The organism is Paenibacillus sp. 7523-1, from assembly GCF_002276415.1.
GTDB classification, from domain to species: Bacteria; Bacillota; Bacilli; order Paenibacillales; family Paenibacillaceae; genus Paenibacillus; species Paenibacillus illinoisensis_A.
In genome coordinates, this window is sequence record NZ_NPBR01000030.1 from 87,168 (window position 1) to 106,116 (window position 18,949).

Sequence of the window (18,949 nt, forward strand, 5' to 3'; positions counted from 1 at the left end):
TGTATTTGAGATAAAATAAAAAAACGAGTTCGAGTGCCAAAGTAACGTAGCCTGAAGCCTTCCGTGCACGTCTCTTCCAAACTCAATCAGAGGACGCAGCTTAAGCTATTTTAAAAGCTTGCTGAATTTTGACTGATACCATTATAATTTCTTTTTGGGCTACAAGCAATTTCAACAAAATCCAAGTGAGGTATAATCATGCTGGCGATTGATGTCAAAGATTTGCGTAAGTCGTTTAGCGTCCAGAAAAGTCGGGGTGGACTGAAGGGCGCATTTCAGGATCTGTTTAAACGACAATACCAAGAAGTATTGGCTGTGAACGATATTTCGTTTCAGATTCCGCAAGGTGAAATATGCGGATATATTGGAGAGAACGGTGCCGGAAAATCAACAACAATCAAGATGTTGACCGGCATTTTGGTGCCTACTTCAGGGCATATATCGGTTGGTGGATATGTTCCGTATCAGGAACGAGAGAAATTTGTACAGAATATTGGTGTCGTATTTGGTCAGCGGAGCCAGCTATGGTGGGATATTGGTGTCATTGAATCATTCCATCTGCTGCGCAAGGTTTACCGTGTGGACGAGTCTGATTTCCGGAAACGGCTGGATGAGCTGGTCGAGCGGCTGCAGCTGCAGGAACTGCTGAATCGTCCGGTGCGCAAGCTCAGCCTCGGACAGCGGATGCGCTGCGAACTGGTGGCCGCATTGCTGCACAATCCCGATATTGTCTTTCTGGATGAGCCGACCATTGGTCTGGATATTGTCGTCAAGTCGGAAATCCGTGAATTCCTGAAAGACATGAATAAGGAACACGGAACAACCATTTTGCTGACGACACACGATCTGCAGGATATCGAAGCCCTGTGTTCAAGAGTGATCATGCTTGATGCCGGGAATATCATCTACGATGGCGGTCTGGATCACTTGAAATCCCAGTGGGGCAAGGAACGGGAAATCCGTTTCAAATTCGGGACGGGCCATAAGGTGGAACAAATGCAGGAATGGACTGCCGCTATGCCCGTACGCTGGACGGTAGAGAACGAGTTGTCCGCATCGGTCTGGATTCCGCTGGAACTCAATGTGTCCGATGTACTTGGCCGTGTGGTAGGACAGGCTGATATTACGGATATTCAGATTATTGAGATTAATACCGATGAGATTGTACGGAGTATCTACCAATCCGGTTCTGCCGAGCGTCCCGAGATTGTGGGAGCAGGGAAAGAAGCGGCGGGTGTATCCTAGATGAATAGTGCATTTTTTGATTTTATGCGAATCCGGTTTCTGACAATGCTGGCGTACCGGGTGAATTATTATTCCGGCATTTTGATATATACGCTGAATATCGGCGTGTATTACTTTACATGGCAAGCCATTTACGGTGGTAGCGGAGAATTGGGTGGGTTTACGGCAGCCCAGATGACCACATATGTGGCGGTATCCTGGATGGCGCGTGCATTTTATTTTAACAATCTGGACCGTGAGATTGCCGCAGATATACGGGATGGATCCATTGCGATTCAATTTATCAGGCCTATTAATTACGTTATGGTCAAAATGATGCAGGGTCTCGGTGAGGGTGTTTTCCGTTTTCTGCTGCTTATGATTCCAGGCATGCTCATTGCAATTCTGCTGTTCCCGGTCGAACTGCCTACTGCGCCTTCAGCGTGGATCGGATTTCTTGTCATGCTGTTCTTCAGTTTCCTCATTAACTCCCAGATTAATGTTATTACGGGACTGGCAGCATTCTTTGTGGAAAACAATGAAGGTATGATGCGAATGAAACGGGTCGTCGTCGATTTGTTCTCCGGTCTCATCATTCCGATCAGCCTTTATCCGGGCTGGATGTCCGCGATCATGAAGGTACTGCCTTTTCAGGCTATCACGTATCTGCCGGGTTCCGTATTCACTGGAAGAGTGGAAGGTACCGGCATTTGGAGTGTACTCGGAATTCAGGTGCTCTGGTTTGTCATCCTGCTCGTTCCAATGATGCTGATCTGGCGTCAGGCGCGCAAGCGTCTGTTCGTGCAAGGGGGTTAACAGCATGTTCTACTTAGGTCTAATTGGGGAATATTTAAAAAACTACATGAAAACACGGCTTACGTATCGTGCCGATTTCTGGGTCGAGATTATTTCGGATCTGCTGTTCCAGGCGACGAATCTGATCTTTATCTTTGTTGTTTTCCGCCACACGGATAACCTCGGGGGCTGGAGTGAAAGTGAAGTCCTGTTTGTATATGGTTATTTCATGGTGCCCTATGGCATCTTCAGCTGTTTTATCAATCTCTGGGGATTCAGCGAGCGGTATATCGTTAAAGGTGAGATGGACCGCATTCTGACGCGTCCGGCGCATAACCTGTTTCAGATATTGCTCGAAAATGTAGACCCGCCCGCACTTGTGGGTTCGTTTATCGGACTGATTATCATGATCTTCAGTGGAGCGGAGATGGGGCTTGTCCTGGAATGGTGGCACATTCCGGCGTTAATCATTTTGGCGCTTAGTTCCGTGTTAATCTACGCGGGAATTTATACTACGCTGACGTCGCTATCTTTTTATTCGGATGCTCCGACAGGTATTCTTCCATTGATGTACAACATTCAGGGTTATGGACGTTATCCGGTAACGATCTACAATCGAGCCATTCAGGTATTGTTAACCTGGGTCATTCCGTTTGCTTTTGTCGGGATCTATCCGGCAGCATTGTTCCTGGATCGATCAGAGATGCATCGCATGGCACTGCTGACTCCGGTGATGGGACTGATCTTCGGGGCAGTCGGACTTACGCTGTGGAACTACGGCGTGAAACGCTACCGGGGTGCTGGTTCGTAGAGAGAAGCCCGATAATAGAGGGTAAGACGAGAAGGAGGAATAGAGATGACGTTAACTGAAGGTAACCTTGCTCCTGATTTTGAACTTCCGTCGAGCACCGGGGAGACAGTGAAGCTCTCCGATTACCGCGGACAGCGGGTGCTGATCTATTTTTATCCCAAGGATATGACTTCGTCCTGTACACAGGAAGCATGCGATTTTCGGGATCGCCATGAGGAGTTTGTGGGGTTAAATACGGTTATATTAGGTATAAGCACAGATCCGATGAGCAGGCACGATAAGTTTATTGCGAAATATGGATTGCCGTTTACCCTTTTATCGGATGAAGAACATCAGGTTGCCGAGCAATATGGGGTGTGGCAGCTTAAGAAATTGTACGGCAAGGAATACATGGGCATTGTCCGTTCCACATTCCTCATCGATGAAGAGGGAAAGCTAATCAAGGAATGGTCGAAAGTCAGAGTCAAAGGACATATTGAAGCAGCTTTGGAGGCTGTGAAATCCCTGTAAAAGCGGAAATTCAACAAAGGCAGTGTTCTCGGGTATCACCGTGGACACTGCCTTTGTTATGAGGTTACACGTTTGGTGGGCCGTTTCCTTCTCTGGAAGCGAAGCCGATGAACGAGCAGCAGAAAGAGTGGGATGACCAGGCTGACCGTCACATTCCAGTCGAGCCATGCGGGCATGACGGTGTTGGTATAGAAGACGATATTGGGACCGATCAGAACGGCTGCACCAAACATCAGCATTGCTGAGGGCAGGATCAGGGGCTTATAACCTTTTAACTCGAATAACTGGGCTATTCCCAGAACAAAACCGAACATATACAGTATGCTCTTAAAATAGGTCGAGATCAGCCAAGAGATGGCCATCAATGCTTCGATTCGTTCGAAAAAGTTACCGATATTGATTTTCTGTGCAAGTGAATAGGAGATATAGAACCCATGCTGCGTAAGAATTGGACCGAATACCATGAGAGAAACGAGCTCAAGCATACTAAGCAGAATTCCCCCTCCAAGCGCAGCAAGCAATATATCCCGTTTAAGATGAGATGCCCTTGTCACGTAAGGAAGGAACATGGATAATACGATCAACTCGCCAAATGAAGAGAAAGCACCTCTAATCGTGCTGTGCAATAATTTGATCCATGGTGTTTCAAGAATGGGCTGTAGTTTGGCAGGCTCTACTTGTGGCAGCAGCCCCAGCAGCAGAAGAATCATGAACACAACGACAATGGGAGCGAGAAGTTCACTGCTCAAGCCCATGGTCTTTAGCCCATGTAAAATCCCCCATACCATGGGGAATAGGAACAACGTCAGAATGACACGGATGGGGGTTTGAAGATAGATCTGTGTTGTCATAAAGTCTCCCACTTCACGGAGACATATCGCGGCGCCCATGATGAAATAGAACAGGTATCCGGCAGCCAGGATAGAACCAAGCCATGGACCGAGCAATTTTTTGCAAATTTCAACCAGGGACAATTCGGGATGGGTACGATGCAGCTTGAACAGAATCCATACTACCAATAGACCGATTGGTTGGCTGAGCAAGGAGCATATCCAAGCGTCCTGTCTCCCATATGCGGTGACCAATGATGGATAAATGAGAATCATGTCACCGACCAATGTCAGGAAGGTCAGCAAGGTGAATTGTCGCACCGTAAGGCAATCTTTAATCAGCATCGTACTTGTGCTCCTTCAACATGTGATCAGTGGGATATCGATTTTTTTCTTTTCTTGAATACCATGACAAGCATCAGCAGCCCCGGAAGCAGAATTCCAAGAGTGGTATCCCAATCTACCCAATATGGAACGATGGTAATGACAATAAAGGTCAGGTTAGGAGCCACTACATTGGCCATTCCAAACACCAGCATGCATGCTGGCAAAAGGAGAACCCGGTACTGTTTAAGCTTGAATAACTCGGCAACTCCCACCATAAAAGCATAAAGATAAATCATGGCTTTGAAATAGGTTGAGATCAGCCAAGAGGTAGCCATAATGGCCTCGATACGTTCAAAGAAACCCCCGATACTGATTTTCTGAGATAAAATAAAGGATGCATAGATACTATGCTGAGTCAGAAATGCACCGAGTACTAACAATGATATGGTAACTAGCATCGCCAGCATCAAGTTCCCTAGACCAGCGGCAGCGATCATGTCCCGGGTTCGGTGAGCTTGTCTCGCCGTATAAGGTAAAATCATAAGAATGGGGATGGTCTCGCCCACCGGATAGATGACGCTTACGAGGATCCCCTGCATGATGGAGACCGTGTCTGTGTCAGTGACGGGTTTCAAGTTACTGATATCCACTTTGGGCAAAAGGCAGAAAGAGAGGACTAGGATAAATACGATTACGATTGGAAGCAGCAGTTCGCTTGTTCGTCCCATGGTCTCCAGGCCTTTAAATGCTCCCCAACCAATGGTAATGACAAACATTAGAGTAATGATACGGATGGGTGTATATTGAAAGATTTGGCTAGTCATAAAATCCCCGACTTCCCGTGTGTGAGTAGAAGTCCCAATGAGAAAGAAGAATAAGTAAAAGCATGAAATGACGGTTCCTGGCCAGAATCCCAAATGCTTGCGTGCAATCTGAACCAGGTTTTTACCCGGATTCATATTGCCCAGTTTAAGGAACATGGCCATGAGCCCCATACCGAGCGGAATTCCGATGAGGGCACAAATCCAGGCATCTTGCTTAGCATAGGACGTGATGACGGAGGGATAGATAAGCATCATATCTCCAATAACCATCATGAAAGTCAAGGTTGCCAACTGCCTTGTTCCAAGCCGTCCTTGCTCAAGCATCCGTTTTACCTCCTTTCCTAAGTTCCGGTGATATTGGCCAAAAATTGATTCACAGGTTCATAAATCCACATAATGATATAGAGGGGACTTGGAAATTCCCATAAGTTTGCTGCGATCACGCTAAAGAAGGTGGCAACAAGCAGCATGCTGCTGTATACTGCGGTTTCTTTCCACTCCTTACGGCGGATTAGACCAGGAAGATCGATCCAGCCTACGATAACTCCCACAACAATGACTGTGACCGTGATCATGCCTGATCTCACTCCTTCATTTCATTTTTGAATGAATTGTCCAAAGTTCCCGTACGTTTAATCTGTACGTTGGCTTCGTACTTTACGTCCAGATTGTCGAAGTACTTGTTCCAGTCGTTCTCGACCTTTTTAAAAAGCGTGGGATCGGCATGGTATACTTCCTGCCCGAATCCAAAAATATCGGCATGGTATTTTCGCCTTACGGAGTTCACCGAAGTCTGCATGAGCTCGATTAGTCGCTCCTCGCTCTCCTCTTCCAGTTTTCTGAGTGTTTCCATTGAACCGATTTTGACACCGCATTCCACAGCAGCGATGGAGGAAACATTCTCAAGCTTGATATGAATAACAGGTTTCCCGTCCACGATTTTGGCTTTTCGTTTCGTCGAGGTGCGCAGTGCTTTGAACGTTACTGCTCCGCCATTGCCGCAAGGAAGATGACTTACCGTGGATACCACATTGTCCCGGATGTAGTTATATCCTTTGGATTCCTCCTCGGTTAACCAGCCGATCAGCTTATCCTTTCTAAATACACTTAATCCGGTAGTTTGAAGACTGGCTGGAGATCTGATGGAAGATATATTATCCTTGCTCCCGCTTATCTTCTGATTTCCGATGATCTCTACGCCGGTAATTACAGGCTGAATACCAGGGGTTAGCATATTATCAACCAATTCGTCTCCAGTGACGGTGGTTGTAGGAGACCAGGTTTTGGCGGATACGTCCAGGGAATTAAACAGCTTCTCAGCGGGGGTATTTTCCAATGGCGTAAGCAGATCAAGCACTTTGGAAGCCGTGGTCTTGCGGGCAACCATGACATAATAATCCGGTCGTACTGAAGGTTCCCGCATCAATGCTTCCATAACATCGTATATCCCGTCTTTGCGGGCATATTCCTCTCCGAAGACAAGAATACGCACATGTGCCATGAAGATACGGCGCGGGCTGGTCTCGGTCAGCTTCTGAATGGCTTCAAACAGTGTAGCGGCAGTAGCCTGATATTGGGTAACGGGAGTTCCTTTGCCGCCTCCCGATTTGGAGGATACTTCATTGGGGACGACCACCTGGGCGCTAACTTTGACTTGATCTCCATCCTTATCAACGCCAAGACCCAGCATAATTCCAAGGTCATTGAGTTCCTTGCGATCCCAGCATCCGGTAAGGAGAGGAAGCAGAACCGCAAGGGATAAAACCAGTCGGATGTATTTGTTCATACGATGTTCTCCTTGCCGCGATCAGCGTTTCATTTTTTTGTTGGACTGTCTGGTTTTGTTCGGTGTACCCGTACTCAGAGGGCGGGTTTTCATGTGAGACCAGGGTACGCGGAAGATCGTATCCTTAAGATCCTTCTGGACCAATGGAGCAAATGGCGACATATAGGGTACTCCAAACGAGCGAAGGCTGCACAGGTGAGTCACTGTAATGAGCAGAACAACCAGAATGCCATAGAAACCAAAGGCAGCAGCCAGAATCATCAATACGAAACGCAAGATTCGAACCGAGATGGATAATCCGTTCTCCGGAATGACGTAACTGGATATGGCGGTAATCGACACGATGATGACCATTGCAGCAGACACAACACCCGCATCAACCGCAGCTTGACCAATGACTAGCGTTCCCACGATGGAGACAGCCTGACCGACCGTTTTCGGAATCCGAATGCCGGCTTCCCGCAAGATCTCGTAGGTAAGCTCCATCAAAATGGCTTCAATGAAGGCAGGAAAAGGAACCCCCTCACGCTGAGCGGCCAGACTAATCAGTAGGTTTGTTGGCAGCATTTCCTGATGGAAGGTCGAGATGGCGATATAGAAGGATGGAGCAAGCAAAGCGATAAAAAAGGCCAGGTAACGAATCATTCGAATCAAAGTACTGATGTCCGCACGCTGATAGTAATCTTCTGCAGATTGAAAGAAGTGCACAAACAGTGCCGGCACCAGAAGTACAAATGGGGTACCATCCACGATAATGGCAACGCGCCCTTCGAGGAGTGCAGCAGACACTGTGTCGGGCCGCTCGCTGTTATAAACAGTTGGGAAGATGGTTCCAGTTTTGTCCTGAACCAGTTCTTCAATATAGCCGCCTTCCAAAATGCTGTCGATGTCGATCTCATCAAGCCTGCGCCGGAGCTCCTCCACCACTTCCTTATCCACGATATGTTCAAGATATAGTACGGCTACCTTAGTTTTGGTTACTCGTCCGATTTCTTTCTCTTCAATCCAGAGATGAGGATCACGGATTCGTTTTCGGATCAAAGAGGTATTTGTACGCAAATTTTCATTAAAGCCTTCCATGGGTCCACGTACGACGGTTTGGGATACGGGCTCCGAAACAGCGCGATCTTCCCAGCCGGCCGCTCCGATCTTGAGACCTTTGATTGAGCCTTCGATTAGCAGTACTGCAGAACCGGACAACAAGGCATTAAGTACATCCTGAATATTGTCTACCAGCAGCACATCACTGGCAGCAAGAATGTCATTTTGAAGATAGCTTAGGCGTTCGTCTTCAGCCGAGAACTCTGGAAGATCATGTGTCTGAAGCAGAGATCCCAAAATGGCCTGATTCAGTATCTGAACATCTACTAGCCCATCAATGTACAGCAGAATCGATGGCCATTTATGTAAACATTGGAGAGGGCGGATCATCAGGTCGTTGCTCTGGCCCATCACTTGTTTGCAATATTCCGTATTTTCAATCAGATTCGGAGAGATCAGTTTCTGTTCATGATCGCTCTGCGCTGCAGAACTCATAACCTTCACCCCCATACCTCCCTATATTTGCAAGTTAGTATGACCTGGATGAAATCAACTTATGACAAAAAAAAGAAGTAACATTCGAACGGTGCACATACAAAAGGTGATTGCCAACTTCACATTATTAGAATATTATCTAATTAGATTAATATCTAACTAATGAGTGAGGTATCGTAATGACATTCAGTTTTGGTTTTAAACGCTTGCTGCATGCAGAACCTGATTATAGGCAGCTTTTCATGGCGGGATTGGTCAACGGAATTGGAGATCGATTCAGTCAGGTGGCCATGCTGGCCTTGATTCTTGGTACAACCGGTTCAGGTCTTGCCGTAGGTTTGGCGCTCGGGTTGAGGGTGTTTCCTTTTCTTCTTCTGGCTCCGCTAGGGGGTGTATTGACGCTGCATTTCAGCCGGCGAACGATTATGATTGTGACCAATCTTCTAAGGGTACCTGTGGCTTTAAGCTTTTTGTTCGTACATCAAGCAGATGATCTATGGATTCTCTATACAGCGAGTACGCTGCTTGCATGCGCAGAAGCGCTATATGCGCCTGTCCGCAAATCGGGAATCCCCTTGCTTGTACGTTCGGAAAACTTGCACCAGATTAATGGGCTCGAACAAGTCATGAACGGATCCGTTCTCATTGTGGGCGCTTTTGTAGGGGGTATCGTCTCGGCTACATTGGGCCCTCAGGCTGCTTTTGTAACCAATGCACTTGCTTTCCTGATTGCTGCTGCTCTGATACGCAAGATTTCGTTCCCAACACTTAGAACCGAACAAGTAGATGAAACGGTGGGGAAACAACCTGCACATGCTCTAAAGCGTAAAAGCAAAGGGGGTGCCCGTCTGCTGTGGCAGTTCATCTGCTCATCTGTCCCTTTGCAGATTATTATTGCATTTGAGTTGTGGGTTCCCGTTATTAATGGGATTGATAATGTTCTGATCAGTGTATATGCGATTGAAGTGTTCAAACTCGGTGATTGGGGTGTGGGTCTATTTTACGCAGCACTGGGGATTGGACTTGTGCTCAGCAGCTGGGGTTCTCGTTATTTGCAGCAGTGGCTGCTCCCAGGGGTTATTGCATGTCTGTTGATCGAAGGCAGCTTGCTAATGCTGCTAAGTGAGACCAGGTTCGCATCAGTTGCTGTCCTGATGTATATTTTGCTGGCCTTTACGTCAGGTATGGGGAACACGTGTCTCGATACGCTCCTGATGCGGGAAACACCAGAGAAATACCGCGGAGTTGTCTATGGTTTAGTGACGGCATGCAGCAGTACGATGCTTGGGTTATCCATGTTTGGCGCAGGCATACTGGTGGAGGTAGTGGAACCGCGTAGACTTGGTTTTTCAGGGGGAATGGGATTCGCATGTATTGCGCTCTTGCTCGCAGCTTACGCATGGATTCGAAGGGATGCTTTTAAAAGGAGTTAATTCAAAAAGAGTCGCACTGGTGGCGACTCCGGGGATATGCTTCATTCTGCATTTTGTTTCTGCCTGATTGGAGAAGACTTGCGGATTGAGCGTCGCCCCCAAGCTTTCCGATAACGGTACAGCACGGCAGCGATCAGTAACAATCCAATGCCTGCGACGATATATGCTGCATATTGATGCGCAAGGTGGAACACCGCGTTCCACTGTGGACCGAATACTTTTCCAATGCCCAGAAATAACACGACCCAGAACAGTGCACCCGAGTATGCATATAGAGCGAATTTCCGAAAAGGAACTGCCGCTATACCTGCGAAGTATCCGGTAAAATGCCGGACACCAGGTATGAAATATCCGATGAAAATCAAAGCATTACCGTATTTGGCAAACCACTTTTGCGTTTTATCCAGCTTGTCCTGTTTGAATAGAAACCATTTTCCGTAACGGACAATGAAGGGCAGACCGGCTTTGGCACCAATGAAGTAAGTGATCGTCATGCCGATGGTTGTTCCGAGAAAGGCAAGGATGGCAAGAATCCCGAAGTCCAATTGACCCTTGTATGATAGGTATCCTGCGTAAGCCATGGTTGTTTCTCCCGGGAAGGGAAGAGCGATAAATTCCAGCAACAAGCCAAAAAACAAAACGCTGTATCCATAGGATCCGAACAGATGTTGGATCTTTTCAAGCAATTCCAATAGATTCACTCTCCTGAAGACAGGGGAATCGGATGACTCTCCATGCTGTCTTGTATACGATCATTGCAGTCCGCCGTCAAATGAAACATTTGCAGTGCTTATCCCCGTAATAGCAGTGATTCCGGTAATAAGTGCCTGTTCATTATGCTACCCAATCCCAAGCCAAGAATCAATCATGAGCTAACCCAAATTGTGAAAAATATAAAACAGAAACGCGTCTTTTTTCGATAAAGCCTCCATATAATTCTAACAAATCTGCTAAAGTCTATCAGCAGAATCACTAGAGACGTTGGAGGATGATTCGTAAATGATGCAGAGACCGGATTTCACAATGGTGGAAAATGCAGAGCAATCCCTAAAAGCCAAATCCATACATAAGCATGGTTTTCCCGCATGGCCATCGTTTCTGCTTCGTCTTGCGGTAATAATATGCGTATTTGCTTCTTATGCCTGGACAGCATATCCTTCTTACGCTGCTGGCGCAGAAGTTGCTGCACCTAACAAAGAGAGCAATAAGGAAAAGGTAGTCTATCTGAGTTTTGACGACGGACCAGGCAAGCATACCCGTGAAGTATTGGATATTTTGCGCGAGGAACAGGTAAAGGCTACATTTTTTGTCCTGGGAGAGCAGGCAGAACGTTATCCCGAGTTGATTCAGGCTGCTGTGGAAGAGGGACATGCACTTGGCAATCATACCTATAACCATCATTATGATGAACTGTATAGTGATTTTAAATCGTTCTGGAAACAGGTGAAGCAGACGGAAGACATCGTGAACCGGATCACCGGCTTCCGCCCCAACCTGGTACGTGCACCTGGCGGAACATATGGACATTTTGATCAAAACTATTTCGATCTGCTCGAATTGGGCGGGTATACCGTGATGGACTGGAACGTCGACAGTGGTGATTCGAAGCGCAAAGGTGTGCCAGCCAAAGAAATTTTGCGCAATTCCACCAAGGTGCCTGCCGGTACCGGTTCAGTAATCTTGTTAATGCACGATGGTGGAGCTCATGCGGAGACGGTCAAGGCCCTACCCGGAATAATCAAATACTACCGTGATCACGGATATCGTTTTGACACCATGAGAGCGGAGGATCCACCTGTACAATTCCGTGTTCATCCCGAAGGGAAATACAAATCTCGCAAGGCACCTGGCGCCGAGTGGGTGGCAGAGCATGTGAAATTCAATCGTAACCTGTGGTTATCCGGCAAGGAACTCAAGATAGAGCTTGGTCTTGCTGCGGGGACACTGAAGCCAGGGGAATTCCGCGTGGAAGATCAGCGAATTATGGTGCCATTAAGACCGTTTATGAAAAAGTTCGGCGGCAGCATTCGCTGGGACGTGGAATCCAGAACGGCGACTGCGCTATGGAAGGATAAAGTGATCCAGGCGAACAGCGTCAACGGTGAACTAAAATCCACTTCAGCGAATCTATCGAATGATAGAACGATAGAGGGGGCAGTGCAGAGTCAAGGGGGGACGATCTGGGTTCCACTGCGAGAACTGCTTGAAATAATGGGGCTGGATGTGTCTTCGCTTCAGTCCAATGAATCCGAGTGGATCGTAAAGGCCAATATGCCTCTTGCGGCAGCGTTAAACTTCTACCTGTACAGAACGATATGAATTAACGCATCCAGACAGGACTAATCTCTCTACTTCCGGGCAACAATGAATCATAGATTACTATGGCTCTGAATGCCCAGAATGGAAGGAGAATGAGGGATGTCGTATATTCGAATGGAACATGAACATGCGGTTGAGCTGCTAAACAGGGTGATCAAGCGGGTCGAGAGTGTAATTATAGGCAAAAAACAAGAGATTCAATATGTCCTTACTGCAATGCTAGGTGGGGGTCACGTGCTTCTGGAAGATGTACCGGGGACAGGGAAAACAATGCTGGTTCGGGCTGTCGCCTCATCATTGAGCTGTTCCATGGGTCGTATTCAATTCACCTCCGATGTCATGCCTGCAGATGTTACTGGGACATCCATGTATCACCCCCACACGAGTGAATTCACATTCCGGCCAGGCCCTGTCATGTCCAACATTGTACTGGCTGACGAGATTAATCGGGCATCGCCCCGGACCCAGTCAGCCCTGCTGGAAGCAATGGAAGAACGACGTATTACAGTGGATGGTACGACACATGCCTTGCCAAGGCCATTCTTTTTGCTGGCAACGCAAAATCCGCTGCAGTTCGAGGGCACGTATCGGTTACCCGAAGCGCAGCTGGATCGTTTCCTAATGCGAATAGGACTCGGTTACCCGGAACCGGAACAGGAAGTCGAGCTGCTAACCAGAGGGCAGAGCAGAGAGTTGCTGGATGAACTTCGTCCAGTGGTGCTCGCTGAAGAAGTGAGTGCGATGCAGCGCGAAGTTAGACATGTGCACGTTGATTCCGTAGTCAAGCAGTACCTGGTTGCAGTGGCTATAGCTACGCGTAATCATCCGGCCGTGAGGCTCGGCATCAGTCCACGCGGAACACTGGCCTGGATGGTTGCGACGCAAGCATATGCCTACCTACAGGGGCGAAGCTATGTCATTCCGGATGATGTCAAAGAGGTGGCTCAGCCTGTGCTTGCCCACCGAATCGGGTTGAAAGGGCAGAACAGGACGGAGGCATTTCGGGGTCAGGAACAAGTCATTCAGGATGCACTAGCATCGGTTCCCGTACCGGTACAAATGACAGCTCAGGGAAGGGGCCGGCGATCATGACCGCGCCTGTTCAATGGCTGTTCCATGCGGTCTTGGCAGCAGCTTTTGCTTGTCTTTACCTATGGCATGGAGGCAAGGCGGCGCTGTTTTTGTCCATTACGGTCTCTCTCATCCTGATTAGCGGTCTGGTCATTCATCTGTTGGGGCCGCGCCGAATTCGCATTCGCCGGCAAATGAATTCGGAACGAATAATGGTTGGGGAGATGGTGCGTGTTCAGGTGGAAGTGGAGTTCGAATGCCGAATTCCACTGCTATGGATCATGCTCTGTGAGGATACGCCCGCTGGAGTGCATAGAAAATTACTTTTTCCGGGAATGAGACGCAAGTTTGCTTACCAATATCAAATGTCTGGCTTGCGAAGAGGATTGTATCAGTGGGGCTCAGGTCAACTGTACTGGGGAGATGTATTCGGATGGAACACCGTCTCTGCGGAAACGGTGGGCGGGACATCTCTTGCTGTCGTTCCGTCTGGATCAACATTCGGTGATCGTGAATCTGCAGCATTTGCGGCTGTAGATGAGGGAACTTCGGCAAATACAAAAACCGGTCAAGGTAACCGAAGCCCCGAGTTCCGCGAGTATCAACCAGGAGATCCCTTGGGACGCATTCATTGGAAAAGTACGGCCAAAACGGGCAAACTTCAAACCTTTTTGCCTGAAATATCGGAATCAACGTCTTTGGGTATTCTGCTGTATGAAGGAAAGACTGGCTACGAACGACGAATTCAGGGGGCGAAGGAGCATCCGGCGTTTGAACGTGCCATTAACATGGCTGCCCGCTGGGTGTTTACAGCTGTTCGCGATGATGTTCCCTATCAACTCTGGAGGACAGGGGTAGAGGCTGGTCCGGATAAGCAGCCCGGGTGGTTAAGCGATCTGATCCATGCCGAGCATGTAAATCTGTCACTGGACAGCCTCGCCCAGGCAAGCATATCAAGTGCTGACTTATCCGTTTCATTGCTGGCGGATACAACCATACTGGATCAGTGTCCCGCGGGGACACGCATGGTTGTCCTTACTGGCAGATTGGATCCCGTGCTGACCGGATGGGTGCTGGGTGCGGCTGAGTTGGGCCATGAAATAGAAGTGCAGTTAACCGAAACACAGATGGGTGAGGAACAAGCCAAGAGGAATAGAGTTCAGGGAGGGCTTGAGAATCCGGCTGAGCAGTGGACGGAACAGCTTCGGCTTAGCGGGGTAAGAGTCAGCTCAGTCGCAGACCAATCCATGCCTTTCATTGGAAAGGCAGGTGTCTCGGATGTGGGAGCGTAATCGTAGTGATATGGCGGTTGTCCAATCTGCCGAAGAAGTTTCGGTACTTGGTCAGGGATCCAAATCCCAGCGGTCTAAGAGAGAACCCGCCGTGTATAAGATAAGCATTTCTGTTCTTCTGCTGCTTCTCTCCCTGGAATGGATCTATCCGATTACTTCCTCGGGACAGCAGGGAAGTGGGCGTTTTCTGACGGTGATGGCCGGACTTACGGGTGCGCTCCTGATTTCAGGATTATTGCGTGCAGGCTGGATGTTGGGGATAGTGCTTCGACTGCTTGTGGCTCTTACTGCTCTATGTCTGATGTATGGAGGCAGTGATCCTGCCGGTTGGGCTCTTGGTTACCCTGGAACATGGATGGAGGATATACGCTCATTCATGGAAAGTGGGCACTTTTATTCCATCAGTACGGAGACAAGAGGTTTGTTGATGATGTGTGGGTGGAGTATGCTTATGGCTTCTGTGCAATCCCTTGTGTTGATGCGGCGGAGTGTGATGCTGTTCGGCAGTGCTACCCTGCTTTATTTGCTGCTCCTGGAAACATTGGCCGGGCTGGATGTTTACGCCTCCGTCGTACGATCCGTTCTATGGATACTGTTGATCCAGACTATTCTCCAACTGCTCCGTCTGTTGGAAGGGGGCACAACACTAACCTTTCACCGATATCCCTATGTTCGTTGGTGTGCGGTGGCTGCTGCTGCGGCTGCGGGGATGGTATTGGTTGCTGCTCTGCCCGGACGTGTCGTCCCGGTCCCTGAGCCGGAACGGATATCGCTTGATCAGATTGGAGAACGCCTTGCCCGCTGGGCGGGCTATACACCACGCGGCAGCATTCCTGCTTCGGCATCTGTCACGGGATACAGCACATCTGATGCGCCGATGGGATCTCCATTGGTACAAGGGAATGCCATCTTTTTTACAGCGAAGAGCCCTCAAGTCACGTATTGGCGCGGGGAGACTCGTTCCTACTATAACGGCAGTACATGGAGTGATCCTGCACAAAACTTTCAAAAAGCCAGCCCGGCAGGGCTGTTTCGTGCCGATGGCTGGGAGAACCAAGCCTACTGGACACGCATTCGTCAAACGGTTACGATGGAGCGTCCGTGGAGGGGACCTAACCCGCTCTTTACGGGCGGAGTACCTTTGAACCTGTCCTTTCAGGACAAGAATGAACAGAACGAAGAAAATAGAATGGCCCTGCTCTCCAATGCAGACTCGGCTACGCTCTGGCTTGCCGGATCCAGCAGTCGTGACCCGATCAAAACGTATACAACCGATGTCATGATTCCCACTGCGTCGCCAGAACAGCTTCGTCAATTGGGCGAGGCGCGCAGTTCGAGTCAGGATCCGGCAGCAATTCGCCGAACCTATCTGCAGCTGCCCACCTCTCTGCCTGAGCGGGTACGATCACTTGCAAGTGACATTATTCAGAAGAGCGAAACGCGTTATGATGCAGTCCAGGCAGTGCGGACCTACCTGGCAGAGCATGCCGAATATACACTGGACACACGCATGCCGCCTCGCGGAACGGATTTCGTCGACGACTTTCTGTTTGTCACAGGGGAAGGCTACTGCAATCACTTCTCCACGGCGATGGTTGTATTGCTTCGCTCAGAAGGAATTCCCGCGCGTTGGGTAAAAGGATTCAGTGCAGGTTCACCGGACCCGGAGGTACCGGGCCGGTATGTCGTTACCCAGGGGGATGCACATTCCTGGGTGGAGGTGTATTTCCCCGGCGCAGGCTGGATGCCGTTTGAGGCTACGCCGGGCTTCGCATTGCCGCAAGGCGATGGTACGGACGTCGCAGCAGTCGCCGGGGCGCAGCCCGGCGAGGAGATCCCGCCGCAATCTGGGGGCGGGATCGATAGTGCGGGCGCCTGGCTGCTGGCGCGCGCGCGTGCTCTTGCCGCGGAGCCATGGCTCGCGGCAGCCCTTGCGGCAGCGGCGCTGCTGGCCGCTACCGGGACCTTGCGCATGCGGCGGCTTCGCCCCGCGCTGCGGCTCAGGCTGCTGCTGGCATGGCCGCGCAGCAGCTTCCCGGACCGTGAGCGGCTGCTCAGCGCCGCAGCTCCGGTCTGGGCCGCGCTCGCGCGGCGGTACGGCCCGCGGCCGCCGGGGATGACGCTGCGGGAGTATGCAGCGTCACCCGCCTTGGCCGCAGGCATGGACGCCGCGGACATCGCGCGGTTTGCAGCCGACTGGGAACGGCTGCTGTACGGGCCGGACCGTCCGCTGCGCGCGGACAGTCTTGCATTCCTGCGCCGGGCACTTCGCCTCGCCCGGCGCCTGCAAGTACCATAACATCGCCCAGGGACGTCTTGCTCGCCGAAGTGCGGACAAGGCGTCTTTGGGCGATTTCTTTCTGTTTTGGCTTGTCATTATAGTGTCTGTTTTACATAAAGCTTGGCATGAAATATTCATTTGAACATGAAGCGAATGGAACTGGGGAATTTGTAGAAAACTCACAATGAAGGGGTCTTCATATTAAATGTTGCAAACTGCCCACAAAAAGGAGTTTCGTCTTTCCTTGACGGTATGTTTTGTCGTTGCGTATAATTAGTTTCATTAATTGAGGGAGGCACGGTAATGAATAAGCAAAATGAAATTGTGGTTGTCCTTGACTTTGGGGGCCAATACAACCAGTTAATCGCCAGAAGAATCCGGGATCTTGGCGTATACAGCGAGCTTTTGCCGTATAACACACCGGCAGAGAAGATCGCAGAATTGTCACCAAAAGGTATTGTATTTTCCGGAGGTCCGTCCAGCGTGTACGCTGAGAACGCTCCGCATGTAGATCCGGGTGTGTATGATCTGGGACTTCCAATCTTCGGGATTTGCTACGGTATGCAGCTTATGGCACAGCAGCTTGAAGGTAAAGTAGAACGTTCCGAGAAACGTGAGTACGGAAAGGCAGACCTTGAGTTTGCCGCGGGATCTGCCCTGGCACAAGGCATTGAAGGCGAACATACGGTATGGATGAGTCATGGTGACCATGTAGTTACGTTGCCTCCGGGCTTCAAACTGGATGCAGGCACGGAAAGTGCGCCGATCGCTGCGATGAGTAACGATGAGCGCAAATTGTATGCTGTTCAGTTCCACCCGGAAGTACGTCACTCTGTTCGTGGTAACGATATGATTAGCAACTTCCTGTTTAACATCTGTGGCTGCGAAGGCAACTGGACGATGGAAACATTTATTGACGACACGATCAAGGATATTCGTGAAAAAGTGGGCGACGGTAAAGTACTGTGTGCACTTAGCGGTGGTGTGGATTCTTCCGTTGTGGCTGCATTGCTTCACAAAGCGATCGGTGACCAACTGACATGTATGTTCATTGACCACGGCCTGCTGCGTAAAGGCGAAGCTGAAAGCGTAATGGAGACGTTTGTTGGCAAATTTGACATGAAAGTTGTCAAAATCGATGCACAGGAGCGCTTCATGTCCAAGCTGGCTGGTGTGGATGATCCGGAACAAAAACGTAAAATTATCGGTAACGAGTTTATTTACGTATTTGATGAAGAGTCCAAGCAGTTTGATGATTTTGAATTCCTGGCGCAAGGTACACTGTACACGGACATCGTGGAAAGTGGCACAGCGACAGCACAAACGATCAAATCTCACCACAATGTGGGTGGATTGCCTGAAGATATGAACTTTAAGCTGATTGAACCGCTGAGCACCTTGTTTAAGGATGAAGTGCGCAAAGTGGGTACAGAGTGCGGCCTGCCGGACGAAATTGTACACCGTCAGCCTTTCCCGGGTCCGGGTCTTGCGATCCGTGTTCTTGGAGAAGTTACGGAAGAGAAGCTTAAAATCGTTCGTGATTCTGACTACATCCTGCGTGAAGAAATCATTAAAGCAGGTTTGGACCGCGAAATTTGGCAATACTTCACGGCTCTGCCGAACATGAAGAGCGTAGGCGTTATGGGGGATGCCCGTACGTATTCCTACACGGTAGGTATTCGTGCCGTAACATCCATCGATGGTATGACTGCCGACTGGGCACGTATCCCTTGGGATGTACTGGAGAAAATCTCCGTGCGTATCGTAAATGAAGTCGATAACGTTAACCGGATCGTCTATGACGTAACTTCCAAACCACCTGCAACGATTGAGTGGGAATAGGTTAACGAATAAACGATATAAAAACGAAAAGAAACTCCCTTTGATCATGTATTACACATGTCAAAGGG

At 49.3% G+C, this 18,949-nt stretch carries 16 protein-coding genes; 10 read left to right on the forward strand and 6 right to left on the reverse strand.

Features of this window, described 5'->3' with window-relative positions:
* Nucleotides 1–198: 198 nt before the first annotated feature.
* From CHH60_RS27750 to bcp, 4 genes are read left to right on the forward strand one after another with little or no spacing between them, the layout of a single operon-like run.
* Nucleotides 199–1,245, forward strand: coding sequence for an ABC transporter ATP-binding protein (locus CHH60_RS27750; RefSeq protein ID WP_095362145.1), 1,047 nt, complete (start codon nucleotides 199–201; stop codon nucleotides 1,243–1,245).
* Nucleotides 1,246–2,040 (forward strand): ABC transporter permease, encoded by a 795-nt coding sequence (locus CHH60_RS27755; RefSeq protein WP_095362146.1) that lies wholly within the window; start codon nucleotides 1,246–1,248, stop codon nucleotides 2,038–2,040.
* Between the two features lie 4 nt (nucleotides 2,041–2,044).
* Nucleotides 2,045–2,830, forward strand: coding sequence for an ABC transporter permease (locus tag CHH60_RS27760; RefSeq protein ID WP_095362147.1), 786 nt, complete (start codon nucleotides 2,045–2,047; stop codon nucleotides 2,828–2,830).
* Between the two features lie 45 nt (nucleotides 2,831–2,875).
* Nucleotides 2,876–3,340 carry a thioredoxin-dependent thiol peroxidase gene (gene bcp / locus CHH60_RS27765; RefSeq protein WP_095362148.1) on the forward strand — a complete coding sequence of 155 codons (465 nt, stop codon included), beginning with the start codon at nucleotides 2,876–2,878 and terminating at the stop codon, nucleotides 3,338–3,340.
* 56 nt (nucleotides 3,341–3,396) lie between these two features.
* Here the strand turns inward: bcp and CHH60_RS27770 are convergent, their stop codons facing one another.
* From CHH60_RS27770 to CHH60_RS27790, 5 genes are read right to left on the reverse strand one after another with little or no spacing between them, the layout of a single operon-like run.
* Nucleotides 3,397–4,515 (reverse strand): GerAB/ArcD/ProY family transporter, encoded by a 1,119-nt coding sequence (locus CHH60_RS27770; RefSeq protein WP_095362149.1) that lies wholly within the window; start codon nucleotides 4,513–4,515, stop codon nucleotides 3,397–3,399.
* Nucleotides 4,516–4,541: 26 nt separating this feature from the next.
* On the reverse strand, nucleotides 4,542–5,645 hold the full coding sequence (locus CHH60_RS27775) for a GerAB/ArcD/ProY family transporter (RefSeq protein WP_095362150.1): 1,104 nt from the start codon (nucleotides 5,643–5,645) through the stop codon (nucleotides 4,542–4,544).
* 17 nt (nucleotides 5,646–5,662) lie between these two features.
* Nucleotides 5,663–5,896 (reverse strand): hypothetical protein, encoded by a 234-nt coding sequence (locus CHH60_RS27780; protein ID WP_095362151.1) that lies wholly within the window; start codon nucleotides 5,894–5,896, stop codon nucleotides 5,663–5,665.
* A gap of 8 nt (nucleotides 5,897–5,904) precedes the next feature.
* The gene (locus CHH60_RS27785; RefSeq protein ID WP_095362152.1) at nucleotides 5,905–7,107 is read right to left on the reverse strand and encodes a Ger(x)C family spore germination protein; all 1,203 of its coding nucleotides are present in this window, start codon (nucleotides 7,105–7,107) and stop codon (nucleotides 5,905–5,907) included.
* 21 nt (nucleotides 7,108–7,128) lie between these two features.
* Nucleotides 7,129–8,643 carry a spore germination protein gene (locus CHH60_RS27790; protein ID WP_095362166.1) on the reverse strand — a complete coding sequence of 505 codons (1,515 nt, stop codon included), beginning with the start codon at nucleotides 8,641–8,643 and terminating at the stop codon, nucleotides 7,129–7,131.
* Between the two features lie 179 nt (nucleotides 8,644–8,822).
* Between CHH60_RS27790 and CHH60_RS27795 the strand changes: the two genes are divergently transcribed.
* Nucleotides 8,823–10,076 (forward strand): MFS transporter, encoded by a 1,254-nt coding sequence (locus tag CHH60_RS27795; RefSeq protein ID WP_095362153.1) that lies wholly within the window; start codon nucleotides 8,823–8,825, stop codon nucleotides 10,074–10,076.
* Nucleotides 10,077–10,117: 41 nt separating this feature from the next.
* On the opposite strand, the gene CHH60_RS27800 is transcribed toward CHH60_RS27795, so the two are convergent.
* The gene (locus tag CHH60_RS27800; protein WP_095362154.1) at nucleotides 10,118–10,768 is read right to left on the reverse strand and encodes a DedA family protein; all 651 of its coding nucleotides are present in this window, start codon (nucleotides 10,766–10,768) and stop codon (nucleotides 10,118–10,120) included.
* 307 nt (nucleotides 10,769–11,075) lie between these two features.
* Between CHH60_RS27800 and CHH60_RS27805 the strand changes: the two genes are divergently transcribed.
* The 5 genes from CHH60_RS27805 to guaA all read left to right on the forward strand — a co-directional run bounded on the left by CHH60_RS27805 (nucleotide 11,076) and on the right by guaA (nucleotide 18,881).
* Nucleotides 11,076–12,395: a polysaccharide deacetylase gene (locus tag CHH60_RS27805; RefSeq protein WP_095362155.1), complete on the forward strand. Its 1,320-nt coding sequence runs from the start codon at nucleotides 11,076–11,078 to the stop codon at nucleotides 12,393–12,395.
* Nucleotides 12,396–12,509: 114 nt separating this feature from the next.
* Entirely contained in the window at nucleotides 12,510–13,487 is a 978-nt protein-coding gene (locus CHH60_RS27810; RefSeq protein ID WP_255248107.1) for an AAA family ATPase, read from the forward strand.
* The gene (locus CHH60_RS27815; protein WP_095362157.1) at nucleotides 13,484–14,758 is read left to right on the forward strand and encodes a DUF58 domain-containing protein; all 1,275 of its coding nucleotides are present in this window, start codon (nucleotides 13,484–13,486) and stop codon (nucleotides 14,756–14,758) included. Before CHH60_RS27810 ends, CHH60_RS27815 begins: the two co-directional genes overlap by 4 nt.
* The gene (locus tag CHH60_RS27820) at nucleotides 14,745–17,057 is read left to right on the forward strand and encodes a DUF4129 domain-containing transglutaminase family protein (protein WP_095362158.1); all 2,313 of its coding nucleotides are present in this window, start codon (nucleotides 14,745–14,747) and stop codon (nucleotides 17,055–17,057) included. Before CHH60_RS27815 ends, CHH60_RS27820 begins: the two co-directional genes overlap by 14 nt.
* Before the next feature lie 285 nt (nucleotides 17,058–17,342).
* Nucleotides 17,343–18,881, forward strand: a complete 1,539-nt coding sequence (guaA, locus tag CHH60_RS27825) for a glutamine-hydrolyzing GMP synthase (RefSeq protein WP_095362159.1) — start codon at nucleotides 17,343–17,345, stop codon at nucleotides 18,879–18,881.
* The last annotated feature ends 68 nt before the right edge of the window (nucleotides 18,882–18,949 follow it).